This window comes from Promicromonospora noduliphila (assembly GCF_056951025.1).
Genome location: NZ_CM167806.1, coordinates 1,929,877 through 1,953,564, shown reverse-complemented (window position 1 = coordinate 1,953,564; position 23,688 = coordinate 1,929,877). Strand labels below are relative to the sequence as shown.

22 protein-coding genes are annotated in these 23,688 nt (G+C 70.9%); 12 read left to right on the top strand and 10 right to left on the bottom strand.

Annotated elements, in window-relative coordinates; genetic code table 11:
• The first annotated feature begins 2 nt into the window (after positions 1–2).
• Both AC0QU1_RS08580 and AC0QU1_RS08575 read left to right on the top strand, forming a co-directional pair.
• On the top strand, positions 3–1,190 hold the full coding sequence (locus AC0QU1_RS08580) for a glycoside hydrolase family 1 protein (protein WP_483575938.1): 1,188 nt from the start codon (positions 3–5) through the stop codon (positions 1,188–1,190).
• A 97-nt stretch (positions 1,191–1,287) separates the two neighbouring features.
• On the top strand, positions 1,288–2,913 hold the full coding sequence (locus AC0QU1_RS08575; protein ID WP_483576653.1) for a glucoamylase family protein: 1,626 nt from the start codon (positions 1,288–1,290) through the stop codon (positions 2,911–2,913).
• Here AC0QU1_RS08575 and AC0QU1_RS08570 read toward each other — a convergent pair.
• Complete coding sequence (locus tag AC0QU1_RS08570; RefSeq protein WP_483575936.1) at positions 2,903–4,396, bottom strand: sulfatase family protein; 1,494 nt, start codon at positions 4,394–4,396, stop codon at positions 2,903–2,905. The genes AC0QU1_RS08575 and AC0QU1_RS08570 overlap by 11 nt on opposite strands.
• An 83-nt stretch (positions 4,397–4,479) precedes the next feature.
• Here AC0QU1_RS08570 and AC0QU1_RS08565 point away from each other — a divergent pair, with 83 nt between their 5' ends.
• The 6 genes from AC0QU1_RS08565 to AC0QU1_RS08540 all read left to right on the top strand — a co-directional run bounded on the left by AC0QU1_RS08565 (position 4,480) and on the right by AC0QU1_RS08540 (position 9,928).
• Positions 4,480–6,099: an alpha-amylase family glycosyl hydrolase gene (locus AC0QU1_RS08565; RefSeq protein WP_483575934.1), complete on the top strand. Its 1,620-nt coding sequence runs from the start codon at positions 4,480–4,482 to the stop codon at positions 6,097–6,099.
• A 91-nt stretch (positions 6,100–6,190) separates the two neighbouring features.
• A complete protein-coding gene (locus AC0QU1_RS08560; RefSeq protein WP_483575932.1) occupies positions 6,191–6,448 on the top strand; it encodes a type II toxin-antitoxin system Phd/YefM family antitoxin in 258 nt (85 codons plus the stop codon).
• On the top strand, positions 6,445–6,852 hold the full coding sequence (locus AC0QU1_RS08555; RefSeq protein ID WP_483575930.1) for a type II toxin-antitoxin system VapC family toxin: 408 nt from the start codon (positions 6,445–6,447) through the stop codon (positions 6,850–6,852). Before AC0QU1_RS08560 ends, AC0QU1_RS08555 begins: the two co-directional genes overlap by 4 nt.
• Before the next feature lie 48 nt (positions 6,853–6,900).
• Positions 6,901–7,731 (top strand): phosphoribosylaminoimidazolesuccinocarboxamide synthase, encoded by an 831-nt coding sequence (locus tag AC0QU1_RS08550; protein WP_483575928.1) that lies wholly within the window; start codon positions 6,901–6,903, stop codon positions 7,729–7,731.
• Positions 7,732–7,847: 116 nt separating this feature from the next.
• Entirely contained in the window at positions 7,848–9,653 is a 1,806-nt protein-coding gene (locus tag AC0QU1_RS08545) for a DEDD exonuclease domain-containing protein (protein ID WP_483576652.1), read from the top strand.
• The gene (locus AC0QU1_RS08540) at positions 9,647–9,928 is read left to right on the top strand and encodes an Lrp/AsnC family transcriptional regulator (protein WP_483575926.1); all 282 of its coding nucleotides are present in this window, start codon (positions 9,647–9,649) and stop codon (positions 9,926–9,928) included. The genes AC0QU1_RS08545 and AC0QU1_RS08540 overlap by 7 nt, the downstream gene beginning before the upstream one ends.
• 11 nt (positions 9,929–9,939) lie before the next feature.
• Here AC0QU1_RS08540 and qcrB (AC0QU1_RS08535) read toward each other — a convergent pair whose 3' ends face one another.
• From qcrB (AC0QU1_RS08535) to ctaE, 6 genes are all read right to left on the bottom strand, one after another.
• On the bottom strand, positions 9,940–11,610 hold the full coding sequence (qcrB, locus tag AC0QU1_RS08535; protein WP_483575924.1) for a cytochrome bc1 complex cytochrome b subunit: 1,671 nt from the start codon (positions 11,608–11,610) through the stop codon (positions 9,940–9,942).
• Positions 11,611–11,794: 184 nt separating this feature from the next.
• Positions 11,795–12,424 (bottom strand): superoxide dismutase, encoded by a 630-nt coding sequence (locus AC0QU1_RS08530; protein ID WP_483575922.1) that lies wholly within the window; start codon positions 12,422–12,424, stop codon positions 11,795–11,797.
• A 165-nt stretch (positions 12,425–12,589) separates the two neighbouring features.
• Positions 12,590–14,299 (bottom strand): cytochrome bc1 complex cytochrome b subunit, encoded by a 1,710-nt coding sequence (gene qcrB / locus AC0QU1_RS08525; protein ID WP_483575920.1) that lies wholly within the window; start codon positions 14,297–14,299, stop codon positions 12,590–12,592.
• The gene (qcrA, locus tag AC0QU1_RS08520) at positions 14,296–15,366 is read right to left on the bottom strand and encodes a cytochrome bc1 complex Rieske iron-sulfur subunit (protein ID WP_483575918.1); all 1,071 of its coding nucleotides are present in this window, start codon (positions 15,364–15,366) and stop codon (positions 14,296–14,298) included. The genes qcrB (AC0QU1_RS08525) and qcrA overlap by 4 nt, the downstream gene beginning before the upstream one ends.
• On the bottom strand, positions 15,363–16,142 hold the full coding sequence (gene qcrC / locus AC0QU1_RS08515; protein ID WP_483575916.1) for a cytochrome bc1 complex diheme cytochrome c subunit: 780 nt from the start codon (positions 16,140–16,142) through the stop codon (positions 15,363–15,365). The genes qcrA and qcrC overlap by 4 nt, the downstream gene beginning before the upstream one ends.
• A 121-nt stretch (positions 16,143–16,263) precedes the next feature.
• The gene (gene ctaE, locus AC0QU1_RS08510) at positions 16,264–16,917 is read right to left on the bottom strand and encodes an aa3-type cytochrome oxidase subunit III (protein WP_483575914.1); all 654 of its coding nucleotides are present in this window, start codon (positions 16,915–16,917) and stop codon (positions 16,264–16,266) included.
• A gap of 178 nt (positions 16,918–17,095) precedes the next feature.
• Between ctaE and AC0QU1_RS08505 the strand changes: the two genes are divergently transcribed.
• Together AC0QU1_RS08505 and trpD are read left to right on the top strand one after the other, a co-directional pair.
• Positions 17,096–17,545, top strand: a complete 450-nt coding sequence (locus AC0QU1_RS08505) for a response regulator (protein WP_483575912.1) — start codon at positions 17,096–17,098, stop codon at positions 17,543–17,545.
• Positions 17,542–18,591 (top strand): anthranilate phosphoribosyltransferase, encoded by a 1,050-nt coding sequence (gene trpD / locus AC0QU1_RS08500; protein WP_483575910.1) that lies wholly within the window; start codon positions 17,542–17,544, stop codon positions 18,589–18,591. Before AC0QU1_RS08505 ends, trpD begins: the two co-directional genes overlap by 4 nt.
• Positions 18,592–18,782: 191 nt before the next feature.
• Here trpD and AC0QU1_RS08495 read toward each other — a convergent pair whose 3' ends face one another.
• The 3 genes from AC0QU1_RS08495 to ctaC are packed head-to-tail and all read right to left on the bottom strand — an operon-like array spanning position 18,783 to position 21,906.
• Positions 18,783–19,184 carry a cytochrome c oxidase subunit 4 gene (locus AC0QU1_RS08495; protein ID WP_483575908.1) on the bottom strand — a complete coding sequence of 134 codons (402 nt, stop codon included), beginning with the start codon at positions 19,182–19,184 and terminating at the stop codon, positions 18,783–18,785.
• Entirely contained in the window at positions 19,181–20,995 is a 1,815-nt protein-coding gene (ctaD, locus tag AC0QU1_RS08490; RefSeq protein ID WP_483575906.1) for an aa3-type cytochrome oxidase subunit I, read from the bottom strand. The genes AC0QU1_RS08495 and ctaD overlap by 4 nt, the downstream gene beginning before the upstream one ends.
• Entirely contained in the window at positions 20,995–21,906 is a 912-nt protein-coding gene (gene ctaC, locus AC0QU1_RS08485) for an aa3-type cytochrome oxidase subunit II (RefSeq protein WP_483575904.1), read from the bottom strand. Before ctaC ends, ctaD begins: the two co-directional genes overlap by 1 nt.
• A 271-nt stretch (positions 21,907–22,177) precedes the next feature.
• Between ctaC and AC0QU1_RS08480 the strand changes: the two genes are divergently transcribed.
• The gene (locus AC0QU1_RS08480; protein ID WP_483575902.1) at positions 22,178–23,374 is read left to right on the top strand and encodes a cysteine desulfurase family protein; all 1,197 of its coding nucleotides are present in this window, start codon (positions 22,178–22,180) and stop codon (positions 23,372–23,374) included.
• Between the two features lie 34 nt (positions 23,375–23,408).
• Positions 23,409–23,678, top strand: coding sequence for a sulfurtransferase TusA family protein (locus AC0QU1_RS08475; RefSeq protein WP_483575900.1), 270 nt, complete (start codon positions 23,409–23,411; stop codon positions 23,676–23,678).
• Positions 23,679–23,688: the final 10 nt, after the last annotated feature.

The window sequence follows — 23,688 nt, the reverse complement described above, 5'->3', positions numbered from 1 at the left end:
CCGTGACCGAACAGATCACGCTGCCCACCGCACCCGAGTTCCTGTGGGGCGCCTCGACCGCCGCGCACCAGATCGAGGGCGGCAACGTCAACAGCGACTGGTGGGCCAAGGAGCACGTTGCGGGCACGCTGTGCGCGGAGAGCTCCGGCGACGCCGTCGACAGCTACCACCGCTACCCGGAGGACATCGCGCTGCTGGCGGACGCGGGCCTGAACGCCTACCGGTTCTCGGTCGAGTGGGCCCGCATCGAGCCGGCGGAGGGCGAGGTCTCGCGGGCCCAGCTCGCGCACTACCGGCGGATGATCGACGCGTGCCTCGCGGCCGGCGTCACGCCGGTGGTCACGCTCCTGCACTTCACGCTGCCGCGGTGGTTCGCGGAGCGCGGCGGCTGGTTCGCGCCCGACGCCGTCGACGTGTACGCGCGCTACGTCGAGACGGTCAGCTCGATCCTGGACGACGTGCGGCACGTGGTCACGATCAACGAGCCCAACATCACCTCGATGATGCTGGGCGCCAGCCGCCGCACCAATCTGGACGCCGCCGGTCTCGCCGCCCCGGACCAGGCCGCCTCCGAGACCCAGGCGACCGCCCACCGGCGCGCAGTCGAGATCCTGCACGGCCTGGGCCACGTGCGCGCCGGGTGGACCATCGCCAACCAGGTGTTCCAGGCCGCGCCCGGCGCCGAGGCGGCCCGCGACGCGTACGCCTACCCGCGCGAGGACTTCTTCCTGGAGGTCGCCCGCGGCGACGACTTCGTGGGCGTACAGAGCTACCTGCGCACCATCATCGGGGCCGACGGCGAGCCCATCCCCTTCGGCGACGACGTCGAGAAGACGCTGACCGGCTGGGAGTACTACCCGCAGGCGCTGGGCGAGGCCCTGGAGTACACCCACAAGATCACCGGCGGCGTGCCGATGATCGTCACCGAGAACGGCATGGCCACCGCGGACGACGCCCGCCGCATCGACTACACGCGGGGCGCCCTGGAGGGCATGGCCCGCGCGATGGCCGGCGGCTGCCGCGTCGAGGGCTACCTGCACTGGTCGCTGCTCGACAACTACGAGTGGATGAGCGGCTTCGCCCCGACGTTCGGGCTCATCGCCGTCGACCGCACGACGTTCGAGCGCACGCCCAAGCCGAGCCTCGCGTGGCTCGGCAAGGTCGCGCGCACGGGCGAGCTCTCCGCCTGACCCGACGCCCGACCAGGCGGCGGCCGCCCGCCGCCGCACCGCACCACCCGTCATGGCTACGACGACGTAGAGGAGACACACCGTGAGAAGGCACGTCATGAACAAGCGCGCCCTGGGGAAGCAGGTCGCGGGGAAGCAAGTCACAGGGAAGCGGGTCACGGGGAGGCACAGGACGGCGGCCGCGGCGGCTGCCGTCGCGGCGCTCGCGCTCACGGCCGTACCCGCGAGCGCCACCGGCGCGGCCCCCGCTGCCCCCGACCGAGCCGCCACCCAGGACCAGGCCGCGAGCCAGAGCCACGACCGCCGTCAGCTCCGTACCTGGGCTGCCGACACGTGGCGCTCGTTCGAGGCGCTGGTCGTCGAGGAGACGGGCCTGCCCGACGACAACATCGCGGGCGACCTGGACCCCGGCAGCCGCGGCGGCTACACCTCGCCGACGAACATCGGCGCCTACCTGTGGAGCACCGTCGTGGCCCGCGACGTCGGCCTGATCGGGCGCGCCGAGGCGCGCGAGCGCCTGGCGACCACGCTGGACACCGTGGCCGGGCTGGAGACGCACGAGCCCAGCGGCATGTTCTACAACTGGTACGACCCGGCCACGGGCGCCAAGCTGCTGGAGTTCCCCACGAGCGGCGACCCGGTCAAGCCGTTCCTGTCCAGCGTCGACAACGGCTGGCTCGCCACGGGCCTGCTCCTGACGGCCCGCGCGGAACCGTCCCTGGCCGACGAGGCCGACGCCGTCCGCGAGCGGATGAACTTCGGCTGCTACTACGACCCGGCGCAGAACCAGATCCGCGGCGGGTTCTGGGACGTCGACCCGCAGGAGACCGCGCCGGTGCCCGGCGACTACTGCGGCATGGGCGCCGACGTCTGGTACACCGGCCACCACTACGGCGCGTTCAACACCGAGCCGCGGATCGCGTCCTACCTGGGCATCGCCGAGGGGCAGATCCCGGCGAAGCACTACTTCGGCACCTACCGCACCTTCCCCGACTCGTGCGACTGGTCCTGGACCGAGACCCGCCCGGTCGGGCAGTGGGCCGAGTACCTGGGCGTGCCGGTCTTCGAGGGCGCCCTGCCGTACCGCGGCATGCACGTGGTGCCGACCTGGGGCGGCAGCATGTTCGAGGCGCTGATGGTGCCGCTCTTCGTGCCGGAGGAGACATGGGGGCCCCGGTCGTGGGGCCGCAACCACCCGCTGTACGTGCGCGGCCAGATCGAGCACGGGCTGCGCGAGGCGGACTACGGGTACTGGGGCTTCTCGCCGTCCAACAACCCGGCGGGCGGGTACCGCGAGTACGGTGTGGACCAGCTCGGGCTGGACGGCCCGGGCTACACCTCCGACCAGGAGCGCACGACCGTGGACCAGCCCTACGAGGGCTGCCGCGAGGGTTCCCCCGCGCCCACGGAGTACGGCGACGGCGTCGTGACGCCGCACGCGTCGTTCCTCGCGCTCCGGTACGCGCCGCGCGAGGCGATGGCCAACCTGCGGCACATCGCCGCGGACTTCGACGCCTACGGCCCCGGCGGCTTCTACGACGCCGTCGCCGTGCGCAGCGGCCAGGTCTCCCAGCGCTACCTGGCGCTCGACCAGGGCATGATCATGGCAGCGCTCGGCAACGAGCTCGCCGACGACGCCGTGCGGCGCTACGTCTCGCGCGGCGCCCTGGAGCGGACGGTCCGGCCGCTGATGGCGATGGAGGAGTTCGCTGTCAGCCGCTGACGCCGTCCGGCACCGGCTGGTCCGGGTGCGGCACGTCGCCGACGGCGGCTTGTGCCTCCCACAGCGCGACCTCGAGCCGCGCCCGGACCTGCGTGTAGGCGGGGTCGTCGGCCACGTTGCGCAGCTCGTCGGGGTCCAGCTCCAGGTCGTACAGCTCCCACTCGCCCGGGTACCGGCCCCGGCCGGTCCCGGGCAGGCCGAGCCCGTCGTTGTAGAAGTAGATCAGCTTGTACCGGGCGTCGCGGTAGCCGTAGTGGGCGGGCGCGCGGTGGTTGCCGTCGTCGTGCTCCCAGTAGCGGTAGTAGAAGCCCTCGGGGGCTGGGCCGTTCGGCCCGACGGAGGCGTCCCCGGCGCCGGCCGACGCGTCGCCGTCGGCGTCGGCGGCTGCGCTGGTGCCCGCGAGGTCCGCGAAGAAGCTGCGCCCCTGCATGCCCGGGTGCGGCGGCACGCCCGCCGCCTCCAGGACGGTCCGGGCCAGGTCGACGTTCGTCACGATGCCGTCGTGCACCCGGCCGGCGGGCAGCCGGCGCGGGTAGGACAGCACGAACGGCATCCGGATCGACTCCTCGTACATGAACCGCTTGTCGAACCAGCCGTGGTCCCCCAGGAAGAACCCCTGGTCCGAGGAGTACATGAGCAGCGTGTCGTCCAGCCGCCCGCGCTCGCGCAGCCAGTCGGTCACCCGGCCCACGTTGTCGTCCACCGACGCGACGCAGCGCAGGTAGTCCTCCATGTACCGCTGGTACTTCCAGAGAGCCAGCTCGTCGTAGCCCAGCCCCTCGGGCGGCGCGACCTTCAGGTCCTCCAGGGTCAGGTGGTCGGCCACCCGCATCGCGGCGCGCCGGGCCGACGACGTGCGCGTCGCGTAGTCGTCGGTGAACGTGGCAGGCACCGGGATCGGGTCGGTGTACAGGCCCGCGTGCCTCGGGTCCGGCTCCCACGACCGGTGCGGCGCCTTGTGGCAGATCAGCAGGCAGACCGGCTCGTCGTCGGCCAGGCTGTCGGCCCAGCCCAGGGCCAGGTCCGTGATGACGTCGGTGGCGTACCCGGGCACGGTGCGCCGGCCGTCGGCGGACAGGAACGTCGGGTCGAAGTACTCGCCCTGGCCGATCAGTACGTCCCAGTAGTCGAAGCCCTGCGGGTCGTGCCCCTCGCCGTGGCCCATGTGCCACTTGCCGACGATCCCCGTGCGGTACCCCGCCGCGCGGAGCTGCGTGACGAACGTCGGCAGGCTCGCGTCGATCGGCGTCGACAGCGTGGTCACGCCGTTGACGTGGCTGTACGTGCCGGTCAGGATCGACGCCCTGCTCGGGGTGCACAGGGCGTTGGTCGCGTAGCAGCGGTCCAGCCGCCAGCCCGCCCGCGCGATCTCGTCGATCCGCGGCGTCGTGTTCACCACCGACCCGTAGGCGCCGATCGCGTGCGCTGCGTGGTCGTCGGTGAGGATCAGCACGATGTCGGGCCTGCGGGCGGGGCGGGTCATGTTTCATGCATAGCATCCTCGGTGGGCATCACCGCGCACCGTCTCGACACCGACGACCCGGACACCTACGAAGGGGTAGACCGTTGACCTCCACCGCAGTGGACCTCGCCTCTCGGCTTGGGCGCACCGTGCTGTACCAGATCTACCCGCAGTCCTTCGCGGACGCGAACGGCGACGGGATCGGCGACCTCGCCGGCATCGCCGGACGCCTGGACTACCTCGCGTGGCTCGGGGTGGACGCCATCTGGCTCAGCCCGTGCTTCGTCTCGCCGTTCGCCGACGCCGGGTACGACGTCGCGGACTTCCTCACCATCGCCCCGCGCTACGGCACCAACGAGGACCTCGCGCGGCTCACCGAGGAGGCGGGGCGCCGCGGGATCGCCGTGCTGCTCGACCTCGTGGCCGGGCACACCTCCGACCAGCACCCGTGGTTCCGCGCGTCGGCCGACGACCCGGACGACGACCGGTTCGTGTGGAGCGACGTACCGGTCGACGGGTTCGAGCCCGGCCCGGGCGCGCGCGGCGGGTTCTACCGGCCCAACTTCTTCCCCGTGCAGCCCGCGCTGAACTACGGCTACGCGCGCACCGATCCCGCCGAGCCCTGGCGCCAGCCCGTCGACGCGCCGGGCCCGCAGGCCAACCGGGCGGCGCTGCGCGAGATCATGGCGCACTGGTTCGGGCTGGGCGTCGCCGGGTTCCGCGTCGACATGGCGTCCTCGCTCGTCAAGGACGACCCGGGGCACGTGGAGACGGGCCGCCTGTGGCACGAGACGCGCGCGTGGCTCGACCGCGAGTGGCCCGGGCGGGTCATCATCAGCGAGTGGGGCAACCCGAAGGTGGCCGTGCCGGCGGGCTTCCATGCCGACTTCTTCCTCCAGTTCGGGGGCGACGACGACGGCCTCCCGCTGCGGTCCCTGTGGAACAACGGCGCGGGCACCGTGAACCCGTCGTGGGGCGAGGTACCCGCCTGGGCCGGCGACGACGGCCGCGGTGACGCCGCCACGTTCGTCAAGGCCTGGCAGGACGCCGCCGACGCGATCGCAGCGGCGGGCCACGGCGGGGTGGTGGGCCTGCCGACGTCGAACCACGACTTCACCCGGCTGGTCGCCGGACCGCGCGACGCCGAGCAGGCCCGCGTGGCGCACCTGCTCACGATGACCTGGCCGGCGATGCCGTCCGTGTACTACGGCGACGAGATCGGCATGCGGTACGTGCCGGGCACGCCGACGCTGGAGGGCTCCCGGCTGAGCCCGACGTACGACCGGGCCGGCTCACGCACCCCCATGCAGTGGGGCGACCTGCCCGCCGGGACGCTCGGCCCCGGCACCCCGGCGACCACCACGTACCTGCCGCAGGACCCCGACCCCGACCGCCCGACGGTGGCCGGCCAGCTCGGCGACGGCAGCTCGCTGCTGCACCTGGTGCGCGAGCTGATCGCGCTGCGGCACCGCGACCCGCGCCTGGCGGTCGAGGCGCCGGTCGAGGTCCTCGCCACGGGGTACCCCATGGCGTACGTCCGGGGCGGCACGCTCGCCGTCGTGCTCAACCCGGGCCGCGCCCCCGTGCGGCTCCCGCTCGACGGCGCCGCCCGGGCGCAGCAGGTCCTCGCCAAGGGACTGCGGGTCGAGGCGGCCGACGGCGGGCCTGACGTCGTGCGCCTCGACCGGTACGGGTACGCGGTGCTCGACCTGGCCACCAGCTGAGGATCCCGGACCGACGCCGCACAGACCGACATTCGTCTGGCGCGCTCCTCGATTCTCTGTCTAGACTGTCCAGACGACGGGAGGTGGACCCATGGCGGCATGGCAGGTGCAAGAGGCAAAGCAGCGGTTCAGTGAGGTGCTCCGGGAAGCACTCACGGACGGACCCCAGACCATCACGAGGCACGGCGAAGAGGTCGCCGTCGTCATCGGCATCGAGCTGTACCACCAGCTCGCGACACCCCGGGTCGAGCTCGGTGAGTTCCTGGTACACGGTCCCGCCGCCGACGACCTGGCCGTGGAGCGAGACCGCTCCACCATTCGCGAGGTCGACTTCGACGAGCTCGCATGAACTTCCTCCTCGACACGAATGTGATCTCCGAGGTGCGCAAGCGCGAACCGGACCCCCAGGTGAGTACCTGGCTGGCGCAGCTACGAACAGAACAGATCTCGCTCTCGGTACTCACGATCGGCGAGCTCCGCCGGGGGATCAAGAGGCTGGCGCGCAAGGCCCCGGCCCGGGCCCGCACGTTGGGCGACTGGGTCTCGCTGCTCGAGCAGACCTACCAGGACCGAATTCTGCCGGTCACGACGGAGATCGCCACCCGTTGGGGCGAGATCAACTCCGGGCGAACGCTCCCCGCCGTCGACTCGCTCCTCGCCGCTACCGCCATCGAGCACGGGCTGACCGTCGCCACCCGCAACGAGAAGGACTTCGCGGAGACGGGCGTCGAGGTCTTCAACCCGTTCTCGTAGCCCCCACCCCGCCGGACCAACCCCGTGCGCCGGGTTAGCCTTGGCCGCGTGGAACTGATCCGGAAGGGCAAGGTTCGCGAGGTCTACGCGGACGGCGACGATGTGATCCTGGTGGCTTCCGACCGGGTGTCGGTATACGACGTCGTGCTGCCGACCCCCGTCCCCGACAAGGGCGCGATCCTGACACAGCTCTCGCTGTGGTGGTTCCGTCAGTTCGCCGACCTGGTGCCCAACCACGTGATCAACGAGGACGTCCCCGCCGAGTGGGCGGGACGGGCGATTCGCTGCAGGCGGCTGGAGATCCTGCCCGTCGAGTGCATCGCGCGCGGGTACCTCGCGGGCGGCGGCCTGGAGAGCTACCGCGCCACCGGCACCGTCTCCGGCGTCGCGTTCCCCCCGGGCCTGGTCGAGGCGGACCGCCTCCCGCAGCCCGTGTTCACGCCTTCGACCAAGGCGGACGAGGGGCACGACGAGTACGTCTCGGCCGAGGAGATCGCCAAGGACCTGGGCGAGGAGACCACGGCCCGGCTGCGGGACCTGACGCTCACCATCTACGGCCGCGGCACCGAGATCGCCCGCGAGCGCGGCGTCATCATCGCGGACACCAAGTTCGAGTTCGGCACCGACGCCGACGGCGTCCTGACGCTCGCCGACGAGGTGCTCACCCCCGACTCCTCCCGGTTCTGGAAAGCGAGCGAGTACGAGCCCGGCCGGTCGCAGTGGTCGTACGACAAGCAGTTCGTCCGCGACTGGTCGTCCACCCTGACCGAGTGGGACCGCACCTACCCGGGCCCGGAGATCCCCGCCGACGTCGTCGCGGAGACCCGCGCGCGGTACGTCGAGATCTACGAGACGCTGACGGGCGAGCGCTGGGCCTGAGCGTCTCCGCGGGCGTCCGCTAGCCCCCGTAGGAAAGGCACGTCACCGCCCCGTCGTCCGACGGCGCGGCTCGAACAAGCGTGTCAGTGTCTCCGGCTAGCCTCTGCCCCGTGAGCATGACCACGTCCGCCTACCAGGCCACGTTCGAGGAGCTCGGCACGCCGCTGCGGGACGTGACCTTCGTGGTGGTGGACCTGGAGACGACCGGGACGAGCGCCAAGGAGGGCGGTATCACCGAGATCGGCGCGGTGAAGGTGCGCGGCGGCGAGGTGCTGGGCGAGTTCCAGTCGCTGGTCAACCCGGGTCAGCCGGTCCCGGCCTTCGTCGCGCGGCTGACGGGCATCACCAACGCCATGGTGGCGACGGCGCCCGATATCGCACTGGTGCTGCCCAGCTTCCTGGAGTTCGCCCGGAACACGGTGCTGGTGGCGCACAACGCGCCGTTCGACGTCGGCTTCCTCAAGGAGATGTGCGCCCGGCTCGACTACCCGTGGCCGGGCTTCGCCGTCGTGGACACGGTGCCGCTGGCCCGGCGGGTGGTCACGCGGGACGAGGCGCCCAACCACAAGCTGTCCACGCTCGCCAACCTGTTCCACGCGACCGTCTCCCCCGAGCACCGCGCCCTGGCCGACGCGCGCGCGACCGTCGACGTGCTGCACGCCCTCTTCGAGCGCCTCGCGCCCCTGGGCATCACGCACCTGGAGGACCTCGCGACGGCGGCCGACCCGGTGCCGCCCGAGGTGCGCCGCAAGCGGCACCTCGCCGACGACCTGCCCGACGCGCCCGGCGTCTACCTGTTCCGCGGACCGGGCGACGAGGTGCTGTACGTCGGCACGTCGGTCAACATCCGCAAGCGGGTGCGCTCGTACTTCACCGCCGCCGAGAAGCGGAAGCGGATCACCGAGATGGTGCGCATCGCCGAGCGGGTCACGCCCGTCGTGTGCGCCACGCCGCTGGAGGCGCAGGTGCGCGAGCTGCGGCTGATCACGGAGCACGCGCCGCGCTACAACCGGCGCTCCAAGTACCCGGAGCGGCACTCGTGGGTGCGCCTGACCGACGAGGCCTACCCGCGGCTGTCGGTAGTGGGCAACGTGGTGGCGGGCGCCGCCCACATCGGCCCGTTCGGGTCCCGGCGCACGGCGCAGGAGGCCGTGCACGCCCTGCACGACGCCCTGAACCTGCGCCAGTGCACCGCCCGCATCCCGCTGGTCTCGGCGAAGGCCGGCAGCCCGTGCGCGCTGGCGGGCATGGGCCGCTGCTCCGCCCCGTGCGTGGCCACCGAGGGCCCCGACACGGCCTACGCGCAGGTGGCCGACGCCGCCCGCGACGCCCTGACCGGGGACGCCGGCCCGGTGGTGCGCGCGCTCTCCGACCGGATCGCGACGCTCGCCCATCAGGAACGGTACGAGGAGGCGGGCGAGGTCACGCGGCGGCTGCGCGCTTTCGTTGCCGGCGCGCACCGGGCCCAGAAGCTGGACCCCCTCGCGCGCTGCGCCGAGCTGGTCGCGGCGCGCCCCTCCGGCATCGGCGACGCACCGGGCAGGCCCGGCGGCTGGGAGATCGTGGTGATCAAGCACGGCCGGCTCGCCGCCACCGACGTCTCGGCCCCCGGGGCGAGTCCCCTCCCCCTGGTGTCCGCGCTGCGCACGACGGCGGAGCACGTCGAGCCGCCCGTCCCCCCGGCGCCGGCCGCGCACCCTGAGGAGACCGACCTGCTGCTCGCGTGGCTCGACTCCCCCGGCGTGCGGCTGGTGCACGTCAGCGACACGTGGGCCTGCCCGGTGCGCGCGGCGGGCGCGCACGCCGACCTGGCGTGGGCGTCGGACCGGGTGCGGGCGGAGATCGGCCAGGTGGTCGGCGCGGCCGTCGGCGCGGTGGTCGGCCCGGACCCGGAGCGGGTGGATACGATGACCGCATGCTGACCGCGATCGTCCTCATCGACGCCGAGACGTCCCGCATCCCCGAGGTCGCGCAGGAGGTCGCGAACATCGACGGAGTGAGCGAGGTCTTCTCCGTGACCGGCAAGGCCGACCTGGTGGCGATCGTCCGCGTGCCCGAGCACGAGCAGCTCGCCGGCGTCGTGTCCGACGCCGTGAACAAGGTGGCCGGCGTGCAGAACACCGAGACCCTCATCGCGTTCCGCGCGTACTCCAAGGCGGACCTGGAGCAGGCCTTCGCACTGGGGCTCGACGACTGAGCCGGGCTCGGTCACTTCTTGCGGGACGCACCGCCCGCGACGCCGGCCGGGGCCGCCGCCTCGATCTCGTCGTGCTTGCCGTGCGAGTGCGCTGCCGCGACCTCGGCGGGCGTCGCACGCTCCACCCGGTCCTCGTAGAAGAACTCCGACAGCCGCTGCCAGCGCCGGTCGGACCGGTAGCCCTTGCGCCGCACGCCGCGCGCGTCCGTCGCGGGCTTGATCTCCAGCGGGCGCGGGACGTCGTGCGAGGTGCGCAGCCACACCTCCTGCGGGTCGAGCGGGGTGTGCACCTCGACGTACTCGCCGTTGGCGAACCGCACGATGCGGCCCGACTCGTGGCCGTGCAGCACCAGCTCACGGTCCTTGCGCTGCAGCCCGAGGCACACCCGTTTGGTCACCCAGAAGGCGAACAGGGGGCCTACGAACAGCAGCACGCGCAGCGCCCAGGTGATCGCGAAGATGGAGAGCGAGAAGTGCGTGGCGATGAGGTCGTTCGTGGCCGCCAGCGCACACACCAGGAACGCGACGAACAGGGCGACGCCCGTCGCCGTGCGCACCGGCCGGTTGCGGGGCCGGTCCAGCACGTGGTGCTCACGGTGGTCACTGGTGACGCGGGCCTCGATGAACGGCCACGCGAACAGCAGCGTGAACAGGATGCCCGGCACGATCACCGCCGGGATCAGCAGGTTCATGCTCAGGGTAAACCCGCCGATGACCCACTCCCAGCCCGGCCCCGGCATGAGGCGCAGCGCGCCGTCGACGAACAGGATGTACCAGTCCGGCTGCGTGCCCGCCGAGACCGGCGAGGGGTCGTACGGGCCGTAGTTCCAGACGTTGTTGATCGCCATCGTGGCGCCCATGAGCGTCAGCACGCCGGCGATGATGAAGAAGTTGCCGGTCATCTTCGCGACGTAGACCGGCGCGGCCGGGTAGCCCACCACGTTCCGGTCGGTGCGCCCGCCGCCCGGGTACTGGGTGTGCTTCTGCAGCACCATCAGGAACAGGTGCAGCGCGATCAGCGCGATCAGCAGCCCGGGGATCACGAAGATGTGCAGCGTGAACAGGCGCGGGATGATGTGCCCGCCCGGGAACTCGCCGCCGAACACGATGAACGACAGGAACGAGCCGATCACCGGGATCGACTTGACCACACCGTCGATGATGCGCAGGCCGTTGCCCGACAGCACGTCGTCCGGCAGCGAGTAGCCGGAGAACCCGGCCGCCAGCGCCAGGATCAGCATGGTGAGGCCGACGATCCAGTTGATCTCCCGCGGCTTGCGGAACGCACCGGTGAAGAAGATCCGGAACATGTGCAGCACGATGGCGCCGATGAAGATCAGGGCCGCCCAGTGGTGGATCTGCCGCATCAGCAGGCCGCCGCGCACCTCGAACGACATCTCGACGGTCGACCGGAACGCCGCGGACATGAGCTGGCCGTGCATCGACGCGGGATACTCGCCCTCGTAGCGCACCAGCGCCATCGACGGCTCGAAGAACATGGTCAGGAAGAAGCCGGAGGCGATCAGCACGACGAACGAGAACAGGGCGATCTCGCCCAGCATGAAGGACCAGTGGTCCGGGAACACCTTGCGCGCGAGCTCCTTGACCAGCACGCCGATGGTCGTGCGCTGGTCCAGGTAGTCGGCGGCCTTGCCGACGGCGGTCGTACGCTGCTGTGCCACGTCATCACCCCTGAGGTCGGAGGCACATGTGTGTCCAGTAGATCTCCAGTAGACACCGTGCCGGGCGTCGCTTCCACCCTCGGCGACGAATCAGGCGGCTGAATCGTGACAGAACAGATCCGGTGCACCCACGGGAAGAGGTTCCCGCGGCCGCACCGGATCGGTTCGGGCAGTGCTCAGGCAGTCAGGCCGAGGCGACGACCAGGCCGGCGGTCTGCGTCCTGGCCCGCCCCAGGCGCTCGGAGACGTTGCTCCAGGACACCAGGTTCCACCACGCCTTGATGTAGTCCGGGCGCACGTTCAGGTAGTCGATGTAGTAGGCGTGCTCCCAGCAGTCCAGCATGAGGACGGGGGTGAGCGCGAAGGGGATGTTGCCCTGCTGGTCGAAGAGCTGCACCACGACCAGCTTCTGACCGATGGAGTCCCAGGCCAGGACGGCCCAGCCGGACCCCTGCACACCGGCGGCCACAGCGGTGAAGTGCGCCTTGAACTTCTCGAACGAGCCGAAGTGCTCGTCGATCGCCGCGGCGATGTCGCCGGTCGGCTCGCCGCCGGCCTCCGGTGCCATGTTCGTCCAGAAGATCGAGTGGTTGATGTGACCACCGAGGTTGAAGGCGAGGTCCTTCTCGATCTTGTTGACGCCTCCCAGGTTGCCCGTCTCGCGGGCCTCCTCGAGCTGCTCCAGGGCAGTGTTCGCGCCGTTGACGTACGTCGCGTGGTGCTTGGAGTGGTGCAGCTCCATGATCTTGCCCGAGATGTGCGGCTCGAGCGCGGCGTAGTCGTAGGTCAGGTCAGGGAGCGTGTAGACAGCCATTGCTGAGGTACCTCCAGGGTCGGTCCGCGCACCGGACGGCACGCGGGTCATGCCGCCGTCCTGGCCGTGCGCCGCTGTGGTGCCCGGCGGGACGGCAATGGCCCGTGTCCCCGGCCGCAGTCGCGGACCGGGAGACACAGGCCATCGCTTGGTGTCGCAGGTCGCTCAGTGCTCCTGCGCGGTTCCTGCGCCGGCTTCGACCGTCTGGCGCTCGGATCCGGTCAGCTCGTCGTGCTCGCCGTGCGCGTGCGCCGCCGCGACCTCCGCCGGGGTGACGGGCTCCACGCGGTCCTCGTAGAAGAACCGGGACAGGCCCTGCCACCGCTTGTCGGAGCCGTAGCCCTTGCGCTTCACGCCGCGGGCGTCCGTCTTCGGGGCGATCGCCAGCGGGGCCGGCGCCTCGTAGTTGACGCGCAGCCAGCGCTCCTGCTCGTCGAGCGGGGTGTGCACCTCGATGTACTCGCCGTTGGCGAACCGCACGATGCGGCCCGACTCGTGGCCGTGCAGCACCAGCTCACGGTCCTTGCGCTGCAGCCCGAGGCAGATGCGCTTGGTGACGTAGTAGGCGAACACCGGCGCGACGAACAGCAGGATGCGGAACACCCACGTGATCGCGTTGATCGACAGGTGGAAGTGCGTCGCGATGAGGTCGTTCGACCCGGCCAGCGCCAGGATGATGAACGCCGTCAGGAACGCGACACCCAGGCCGGTGCGCACCGGCTTGTTGCGCGGGCGGTCCAGCACGTGGTGCTCGCGGTCGTCGCCGGTGACCCGCGCCTCGACGAACGGGTAGACGAACAGGAACGTGAACAGGATGCCCGGGACGACCACGGCGGGGATCAGCACGTTCAGCGGCAGCGTGAAGCCGCCGACGACCCACTCGGTCCCCTGGCCCGGCATCAGGCGCAGCGAGCCCTCCAGGAACAGCATGTACCAGTCCGGCTGGGCGCCGGCGGACACCGGCGACGGGTCGAACGGACCGTAGTTCCAGACGTTGTTGATCGCCATGGTCGCGCCCATGAGCGTCAGCACACCCGCGATGATGAAGAAGTTCCCCGTCATCTTGGCCACGTACACGGGAGCCGCCGGGTAGCCGACGACGTTCCGGTCCGTGCGACCGCCGCCCGGGTACTGGGTGTGCTTCTGCAGCACCATGAGGAACAGGTGGAGCGCGATGAGGGCCAGCAGCAGGCCCGGGATCACGAAGATGTGCAGCGTGAACAGGCGCGGGATGATGTGCTCGCCCGGGAACTCGCCGCCGAAGATGAAGTACGACAGGAACGAGCCGATCAGCGGGATCGACTTGACCACGCCGTCGGTGATGCGCAGGCCGTTGCCGGACAGCACGTCGTCGGGCAGCGAGTAGCCGGTGAAGCCAGCGGCCAGGCCGAGGATCATCAGCACCAGGCCGACGAGCCAGTTGATCTCGCGCGGCTTGCGGAACGCGCCCGTGAAGAACACGCGCATCATGTGCACGACGATCGAGCCCATGAAGATCAGCGCCGACCAGTGGTGGATCTGCCGCATGAGCAGGCCGCCGCGCACCTCGAACGACATGTCGAGGGTCGAGGCGAACGCCACCGACATGAGCTGGCCCTGCATGTTCGCCGGGTGCTCGCCGTGGTAGGTGGTGAGCGCCATGGAGGGCTCGAAGAACATCGTGAGGAAGAAGCCGGAGGCGATCAGCACGACGAACGAGAACAGGGCGATCTCGCCCAGCATGAAGGACCAGTGGTCCGGGAACACCTTGCGGGCGAACTCCTTGACCAGCACGCCGATGGTCGTGCGCTGGTCCAGGTAGTCAGCGGCCTTGCCGACCGGCGTCGTCGGCTTGGCCGGTGCCTCGTGCGTGGTGTCGTGGGTCGCGGTGCTCACTTCAGGCGCTCCCAGAAGCTCGGGCCGATGGGCTCGGCGAAGTCGTCCTGCGCCACGAGGTAGCCCTCGTCGTCGACAGTGATGGGAAGCTGCGGCAGCCGGCGGTTGGCCGGGCCGAAGACGACCTTCGCGCTGTCCGCGATGTCGAACGTCGACTGGTGGCAGGGGCACAGGAGGTGGTGGGTCTGCTGCTCGTACAGGGCCACGGGGCAGCCCACGTGCGTGCAGATCTTCGAGTAGGCGACGATGCCCTCGTGCGACCAGGTCTGGCCCTCCGGCGACTGGTCGGTCCGGAGGTCCTCCGGGTTGAGGCGCACCATCAGCACGACGGCCTTGGACTTCTCGGTGATCCACTCGTGCGACTCGCGGAACTCCTGCGTGGTCTCGGGGATCACGTGGAACACCGAGCCAACGGTCACGTCCGCGGCCTTGATCGGCCGGCCCGACGGGTCGATCGCAAGGCGCGTGCCCTGCTTCCACATCGTGTGCTTGAACCGGGAGATCTGCCAGTCCCCGCCCACCGAGCCGACCAGCGGGACGGCGATGGCCAGCGGGAACAGGGCGAGTGCACCGAAGAACGCGCCCTTGAGCACCCCGCGCCGTCCGACGACGCCCGAGTCCTGGAGGCCGTCGTTCAGGTCCCGGACGGCGTCCGCGCGGGTCTCGTCCGACGACCTGAGCGGGTGCCGCTCCTGGACCAGCTCGCGGTCGCCCATGAGCGACTTGGCCCAGTGGATGCCCGCGACGCCGATGCCGAGCAGCGACACCGCGAGGCCGAGGCCGATCAGCAGGGTCGAGAGCCGGACGCCCGACGTCGTGCCGTCCGGCGGGACCAGCACGTAGGCGACGATCGAGCCGATGGTGCCGAGGACCGACAGGACGAACAGGAAGGTCACCGTCCGCTCGGCGCGCTTGGCCGCGCGGGGGTCCGTGTCGGTGAGGCGGTGCTTGTGCTCAGGGACGCCCGGGTCCTCGAAACGCTCGGGGTGCCCGACGGTGGTACCCGGCTGCGGGGTGACCGTCACCTCGTGCGAGGCGTCGGCCGGGGGGTTCTGGTTCTCGCTCACGAGGACTTCGCTCCGATCCACACTGCTGCGCCGATGAGCAGGCCCATGCCGATCGCGAAGGCCCACAGGCCCTCGGACACCGGGCCGAGGGCGCCGAGCGCGTTACCGCCGGCCGAACCCTCGCGCTGCTCGACGAGGAAGGCGATGATGTCGCGCTTCTCGTCCGGCGTGATGTTCGCGTCGTTGAACACCGGCATCGACTGCGGGCCGGTGAGCATCGCCTGGTAGATGTTCCGCTCCGACGTGTCCCACAGCGCGGGGGCGAACTTGCCCTCCGAGAGCGCGCCACCCGCGCCGACGGCGTTGTGGCACATGGCGCAGTTGGTGCGGAACAGGGCCATGCCGTTGGAGGGGTCACCCTGCGCGGCGTCGACCTGGTCGTCCGTGGGGATCGCCGGCCCGGCGCCCAGCGAGGCGACGTACGCGGCGAGGGCCGCCGTCTGCTCCTCGTCGAACTGCGGCGGCTTTGCCTGCGCCTGCGGGCCGCTCATCTGCATCGGCATGCGGCCGGTCGACACCTGGAAGTCGACGGCGGCGGCGCCGACGCCCACCAGGGACGGCACGCCGTCGGTACCCTCCGCGTTCGCGCCGTGGCACGTCGCGCAGTTGGCCTGGAACAGCTTCTTACCGGTCTCGATGTCCGCGGTGCTGACGGTCTCGGCCTTGGCCGTGCTCGGAGCCAGGGCGGCGTAGATGCCGCCCGTGGTCAGCAGCGCCAGCAGCAGGAGTACGACCGGCGCCAGCCGGTGGTGCCTGCGGGCGGCGAGTGCCTTCACGAAAATTTCCTCGTCTCGCTATGGGTTATTGAGCTTCGAGTGTTCGAGCTTCTCTGTCCTGAACCTATGCCACCGCACGGGCCGCGATGCACCGGCGCGGCAGAGCGCCGGTGCCGCGGGCTCAGCGCAGCAGGTAGATCACCGCGAACAGCGCGATCCACACCACATCGACGAAGTGCCAGTAGTAGGACGTGACGATCGTGGTGGTGGCCTCGTGGTGACCGAAGCGCTTGGCGGCGAACGAGCGGCCGAGCACGAAGAGGAATGCGATCAGACCGCCGGTCACGTGCAGCCCGTGGAAGCCGGTGGTCATGTAGAAGACCGAGCCGTACGGGCTGGACGAGATGGTCAGCCCCTGGTGGACGAGCTCGGTGTACTCAAGGATCTGACCGCCGATGAAGAACGCGCCCATCAGGTAGGTCAGCGTGAGCCACTCGTGCATGCCCCAGGTCCAGAACTGGAAGATGTTCCCGGAGCGCGACGGCTTGAACTGCTCGGCCTTGAAGACGGCCCACTGGCACGTGAAGGACGACAGCACCAGGACGATCGTGTTGATCGTCGAGAAGCCGATGTTCAGCTTGTCCGCCTGCAGCGCCCACTCCTCTGCCGGCATGGTCTGCCGGACGGTGAAGTACATCGCGAAGAGCGCGGCGAAGAACATGAGCTCGCTCGCCAGCCAGACGATCGTCCCGACCGAGACCGGGTTCGGACGATTGACTGTCACGTGCTGGTGCGTGGGGGTGGCTGCAGCCGTTGCGGTCGACACGAGAGCCATTATGGCGGACGTTCGAGTGTCCCGAACGCCGAAGTACCGGCCACGCTCGCGTCGAATCTCACAAAGTCCTTCCAACGCCCTACCTGCGGCGTCTCTTGCTGACGCGATTCCACAGAGTGCCATGAAAAGGGCGTGGACAAATCTGCCGTGAGCGCGGGGACTGTGCCACGATCGACGCATGACCGGCATGACGACGGATGTGACCGAGGCGGGAACGAGCACTGTGGCGACGTCCAGCCCGCGCGTCCTCCTGTACAGCGACGACCGCACGGTGCGCGAGCAGGTGCGCCTCGCCGTCGGCCCGCGCCTGGGCGCTGGTGCGCCCGACATCGTGTGGGCCGAGGCCGCCACCCCCGCCGCCGTGGTGGAGAAGGCGGACCACGAGGAGTGGGACCTGCTCGTCCTCGACGGCGAGGCCGACCAGACCGGCGGCATGGGCCTGTGCCGCCAGCTCAAGAACGAGATCTACGAGTGCCCGCCGGTGCTCATCCTCACGGGCCGCCCCCAGGACGCGTGGCTCGCGTCCTGGTCCCTGGCCGACGGCGTGGTGTCGCGCCCGCTCGACGCCGTCAAGGTCCAGGAGGCCGTCGGGGCGTTCCTCGACCCCGCCCGGGCGGGGTCGGCGTGAACCTCGAGGCACCCACCTGGTCCGGCCTGCTCACCGAGCTCATCAACGGCACGGACCTGAGCCAGGACGAGGCCACCTGGGCGATGGACCGGGTGATGACCGGCGAGGTCTCCCCCGTCCAGCTCGCCGGGTTCCTCGTGGCGCTGCGCGCCAAGGGCGAGACCGTCGACGAGCTCGCCGGCCTGACCCGGTCGATGGTCGAGCACGCGACCCGCATCGAGGTGGCCGGGCCGTCGGTCGACATCGTCGGCACCGGCGGCGACCGTGCGCACACCGTGAACATCTCCACGATGGCGTCGGTGGTCATCGCGGGCGCTGGCCTGCGGGTGGTGAAGCACGGCAACCGCGCGGCCTCGTCGTCGTCGGGCAGCGCGGACGTGCTGGAGGAGCTCGGGATCCGGCTGGACCACACGCCCGAGCGGGTGGCCGAGATCGCGGAGGAGGCGGGCATCACCTTCTGCTTCGCGATGGTGTTCCACCCGTCCATGCGGCATGCGGGCGTGGCCCGCAAGGAGCTGGGCGTGCCGACGGCGTTCAACTTCTTGGGGCCGCTCACCAACCCGGCCCAGCCGCGCGCTGCCGCCGTCGGCTGTGCGGACGCGCGGATGGCGCCGCTGATGGCCGGTGTGTTCGCCGAGCGCGGTAAGTCGGCGCTCGTGTTCCGCGGTGACGAGGGCCTGGACGAGCTCGCGGCGACCGCCGGCGCCACCGTGTGGGAGGTGTCGGACGGCGCCGTCACCGAGCACCGCCTCGACCCGGCCGCCGACCTGGGGCTCACGCGCATCAAGGTCGAGGACCTGCGCGGCCAGGACGCGGCCTACAACGCGGGCGTCGCCCGGGCGGTCTTCGCGGGCGAGGTGGGCCCGGTCCGCGAGACCGTGCTGCTGAACGCCGCCGCCGGCCTCGTCGCCGACGGCACGCTGCCCGGCACCGGGTCTGGGACGCTCGTGGAGCGGCTCGGCGCGGGCCTCGGGCTCGCGGCCCAGGCCGTGGACTCGGGGGCGGCGCAGGCGGCCCTGGACCGGTGGATCGCGGCGAGCCGCTAGGCAGGCGCTCCGCACGCCACGGCCCGCTCCGCACGCCCGCGAGCAACAGCGAAGTCCGCTTCGAGGATGCCTTTGGGCACCGATCCACGCCGGATTCGGTGCCCAAAGGCATCCTCGTAGCGGACTTCTTCGCACGCCCGGCGCCGGGGTGGGCCCCGGTATGGGGCGCGCGCCCTGGGCGGGGTGGCCGCTCAGTGCGAGTGGATGCCCCGCGAGTACTCGAACACCCAGCCCACCAGCGCGATGATCGCCACGCAGAAGCCGATGTAGAACACCCACCAGCCGACGGCCAGGCCGAGGAAGCAGATCGCGGCGGAGCCGGCGATCGCCAGCGGCCACCAGCTCCAGGGCGCGTACACACCCTGGTCGCCTGCCGCGTCCTCGATGTTGCCGTTCGGGTCGTCCTCGGGGCGGGCATCGATGCGGCGGGCCGTCAGGGCCAGGTACGCGCCGATCATCGCCACCAGGCCGCCGACGAGCGGCATGCCGAGGTAGCCGACGGGCTCGGTCCAGTCCGTCAGGAAGCCGTAGACGATGCCGGCCCCGACGAAGATGGGCGTTCCCCAGAGGAACAGCCGGCTCTCGATCTTCACTTGCTGGTCCCCTCGTCCGGGTCGTCCACGATCGTCGTGCTGCTCTGGCCCGGCTCGCCGCCGTCCTGCATCGCGCGCTGCTGGCCCTGCTTGTCCTGACCGCGCCGGTCGGCCTCGCCGTAGACGTTGTCGAGCACGCGGCGGTTGTACTCCGGGTGCTCCATCGCGACGACCTCAGGGTGGTGCAGGTCGAACGCCGGCGACTCCGAGCGGATGCGCGGGAGCGAGGCGAAGTTGTGCCGCGGCGGCGGGCAGGACGTGGCCCACTCCAGGGAGCGGCCGTAGCCCCACGGGTCGTCGACCGTGACCTTGGGCGCCTTGCGCGAGGTGGTGTACACGTTCCAGAGGAACGGCAGGGTGGACGCGGCAAGGATGAACGCGCCGATCGTCGACACCTGGTTCTCCCAGGTGAAGCCCTCCTCGGGCATGTAGTCCGCGTAGCGCCGCGGCATGCCCTCGACACCCAGCCAGTGCTGGATGAGGAACGTCATGTGGAAGCCGACGAACAGCAGCCAGAAGTGCAGCTTGCCCAGGCGCTCGCTCAGCATGCGGCCCGTCATCTTGGGCCACCAGAAGTAGAAGCCGGCGAACATCGCGAACACCACGGTGCCGAACACCACGTAGTGGAAGTGCGCCACCACGAAGTAGGAGTCGGACAGGGCGAAGTCCAGCGCGGGGCTCGACAGGATGATGCCCGTCAGGCCACCGAAGAGGAACGTCACGAGGAAGCCGATGGACCAGAGCATCGGCGTCTCGAAGGTGAGCTTCCCTCGCCACATCGTGCCGATCCAGTTGAAGAACTTCACGCCGGTCGGCACCGCGATGAGCATCGTCATGAAGGCGAAGAACGGCAGCATGACCGCGCCGGTCACGTACATGTGGTGCGCCCACACCGTCACCGACAGGGCGGCGATCGCGATGGTCGCGTACACGAGGCCCGTGTAGCCGAAGATCGGCTTGCGGCTGAACACCGGCAGGATCTCGGACACGATGCCGAAGAACGGCAGCGCGATGATGTACACCTCGGGGTGCCCGAAGAACCAGAACAGGTGCTGCCAGAGGATGGCGCCGCCGTTCTCCGGGTTGAAGATCTGCGCGTCGAGGCGGCGGTCGGCGCCTAGCGCGAACAGGGCCGCGGCCAGCGGCGGGAACGCCATCAGCACCAGGAGGCTGGTGACCAGCGTGTTCCAGGTGAAGATCGGCATCCGGAACATGGTCATGCCCGGCGCGCGCATGGTGATGATCGTGGTGATGAAGTTGACCGCACCGAGGATGGTGCCGAAGCCCGCGAGCGCCAGGCCGAAGACCCAGAGGTCGCCACCCAACCCCGGACTGTAGGTGGTGGTCGACAAGGGCGCGTAGGCGAACCAGCCGAACGAGGCGGCGCCCTGCGGCGTGAGGAACCCTGCGGTCACCATGAGGCCGCCGAACAGGAACAGCCAGTAGGCGAACATGTTCAGGCGAGGGAACGCGACGTCGGGCGCGCCGATCTGGAGCGGCATGATCACGTTCGCGAAGCCCGCGAAGAGCGGGGTGGCGAACAGCAGCAGCATGATGGTGCCGTGCATCGTGAAGAGCTGGTTGTACTGCTCCTTGCTCTGCACGAGCTGGATGCCCGGCTCGAAGAGCTCGGCGCGGATCGCCAGCGCCATCAGGCCACCGATGCAGAAGAACAGGAACGACGTGATCAGGTAGAGGTACCCGATCGTCTTGTGGTCGGTGGAGGTGATCCACTTGACGATGGTCCGGCCGAGCGACTGCCGCCCGGGGGCCAGGCCCGGGACCAGGTCGGTGGTGGTCTCTGCGGCCATCAGTGCTCAGTCTCCTCTTGCTCAGTATCCACCGGACCGGTCGTGCGGGCGAGGTCCATGCCGAGCTCGCCGGTCTGGCCCTTCGCGGCCAGCTCCGCCATGTGGGCGTCGTACTCCTCGGCCGACACGACCTTGACGTTGAAGAGCATGCCGGAGTGGTACTCGCCGCAGAGCTCCGCGCACTTGCCGGCGTAGGTGCCCTCGCGGGTCGGCGTCACCTGGAAGGTGTTGGTCCGGTTGGGGATCATGTCCTGCTTGTACAGGAAGGCGGGGATCCAGAACGAGTGGATCACGTCGCGCGAGTTGAGCGTGAACTCGACGGTCTCGTTCACCGGCAGGTAGAGCGTCGGGAACGACGTCGAGGTGCCGACGGCGCCGTCGACCTCGTCCTCCGCGGTGAGCCCACCCGGGTTGGCCTCGTGCTCGCCGTAGTCGTAGACGTCGGCGTCGAGGTAGTTGAAGTCCCAGCTCCACTGCTTGCCGACCACCTGGATGTGCTCGGTGGCCGTGCCGTCGACCGCCTTGATCTCGGTCATGTCGCGGTCGGTGTACCAGAACAGCACGAGCACCATGATCAGCGGCACCGCCGTGTACATGAGCTCGAGCGGCAGGTGGTAGCGCGTCTGGATCGGGAGCTGGTGGTCGTCCTTGCGCTTGCGGTAGGCAGCGATGCACCACAGCATCAGGCCCCACGTCAGGATGCCCACCGCGAGCGCGGCGATCCACGAGCCCACCCAGAGGTCGGTGATGCGTCCGGTCTGGTTCGTCACCTCCCCGTCGCTGTAGCCGGGCAGGTATCCGCGCTGGACGGATTCGCTGGCGCAGCCCGTGGCCAGCACTGCGACGGCGACGGCGAGTGCCGACGCACGCAGGATGGCCCGCCGGGTGCGGGTAGGTGGCTTCGAGTGCAAGGGAGGCCTTTCACGTCTCGTCCGGCGCGTCGCACCGGTTTCCTCCCGAGCTCCACGCAGAACCTTCGTCCTCGATGGGATGCAGCCTAGCGCGCCCCGGGGGCTGATGATGCCCGGAACGCACCCCGCGGGACGTGACGCACTCCGCACCCAGGGCGCGTATCGGCGCTGTTCAGGACACGCGCCCGGGTCGTGTCAGAACGATCGCCGCGACGGGCCGCCGCCCCGGGGTGCGAGGATCGGATGGACGGACCCAGGAGCAGGAGGACGTGTGAGCCACGCCACCCCAGACACCCCCCGCCGGGTGCATCTCGACAACGGCGGGCGCGCCCCGTGGCACCCCCTCGCCCGGCAGGCGTTCGAGCAGGCCCTCGCCGACGGCTGGGCCGATCCGCGCCGCCTGCACGCGGAGGGCCGGCGGGCCGCCCGCCTGCTCGACGGCGCGCGCGAGGCGATCGCCGCCGTGCTCGGCGCGCACCCCCAGGAGGTCCACTTCACGCCGGGACACACGGCGTCGCTGCACACGGCGGTCCTGTCGGCCGCCGCTGCCCGACGCCGTTCGGGCACCACCGTCGTGACCAGCGCGGTCGAGCGCGCCGCGGTGCTGCACACGGCGGCCCACGTGGCCGGGAGCGCCCGGCCCGCCGGCACCGCCGATGCCGCCGGCACCGCCGGCCAGCAGCACCCGGTCCCGGTCGACCGGCTCGGGCGCGTCGACGTCCCGGCCATGACGGCCGCCCTCCGGGCGCCCGGCGTCGCCCTTGCCGCGCTCCAGCACGCGAACGGCGAGGTGGGCACGGTCCAGCCGGTGGGAGTGGTGCACGACGCCGCCCGGGCCGCGGGCGTGCCCCTCCTGGTCGACGCCGGAGCGAGCGTCGGCCACGTGGCGGTACCTCAGGCGTGGGACCTGCTGGCGGCCGACCCGGCGGACTGGGGCGGACCCGCCGGCGTCGGCGTGCTGGCCGCGCGGCAGCGGGTGCGGACGGCGCCGGTGGGCCCGGAGGACGAGGACCCGTGGGCGCCGGGCGGCGTGAGCGTCCCGCTCGCGTTCGCCGCCGCGGTGGCGCTGCAGGCGGTCGAGGCCGACCGTGCGGCGCAGGAGACCCGGCGCCGGGCGCTCGTCGAGCGCGTGCGGGCGGAGGTGGCGCGCATCCCCGACGTCGAGGTGGTGGGCGATCCGGACGACCGGCTCCCCCACGTCGCCACGTTCTCGTTCCTCTACGTGGACGGCGAGGCGCTCGTGACCGAGCTGGACCGGCACGGGTTCGCGGTCGGGTCGGGCTCGGCGTGCACGGCGAGCACGCTGGAGCCCTCGCACGTGCTCGCGGCGATGGGGGTGCTCACCCACGGCAACGTGCGGATCGCCCTGGACCGCACCACCACGCAGGAGGACGTCGACCGCTTCTGCGCGGTGCTGCCCGGCGCGGTCACCCGCGTCCGGGACATGCTGGGCGTCGGCGGCCTCTGACGTGCCGGACGCTCAGGTCACTAGAGTGGTCTCCGTGTCTGACACGCTCGTGGACGCGCGGGGGCTGCGCTGCCCCCTTCCCGTGATCCGGCTGGCCGCCGTGGCGAGAGGGCTGCCGGCGGGCACGGAGCTGACCGTACTGTCGACCGACCCCGCCGCCAAGCTCGACGTGCCGGCCTGGTGCCGGATGCGCGGGCACGAGCACCTCGGCACCTCGGAGCACCGCGCGAGCGACCCGCCGGGCCCGGGCGAGCACGGGGACGACGCCTGGGACGGCTGGGCCGTCACGGTCCGGCTCCACTGACCACCGGCCG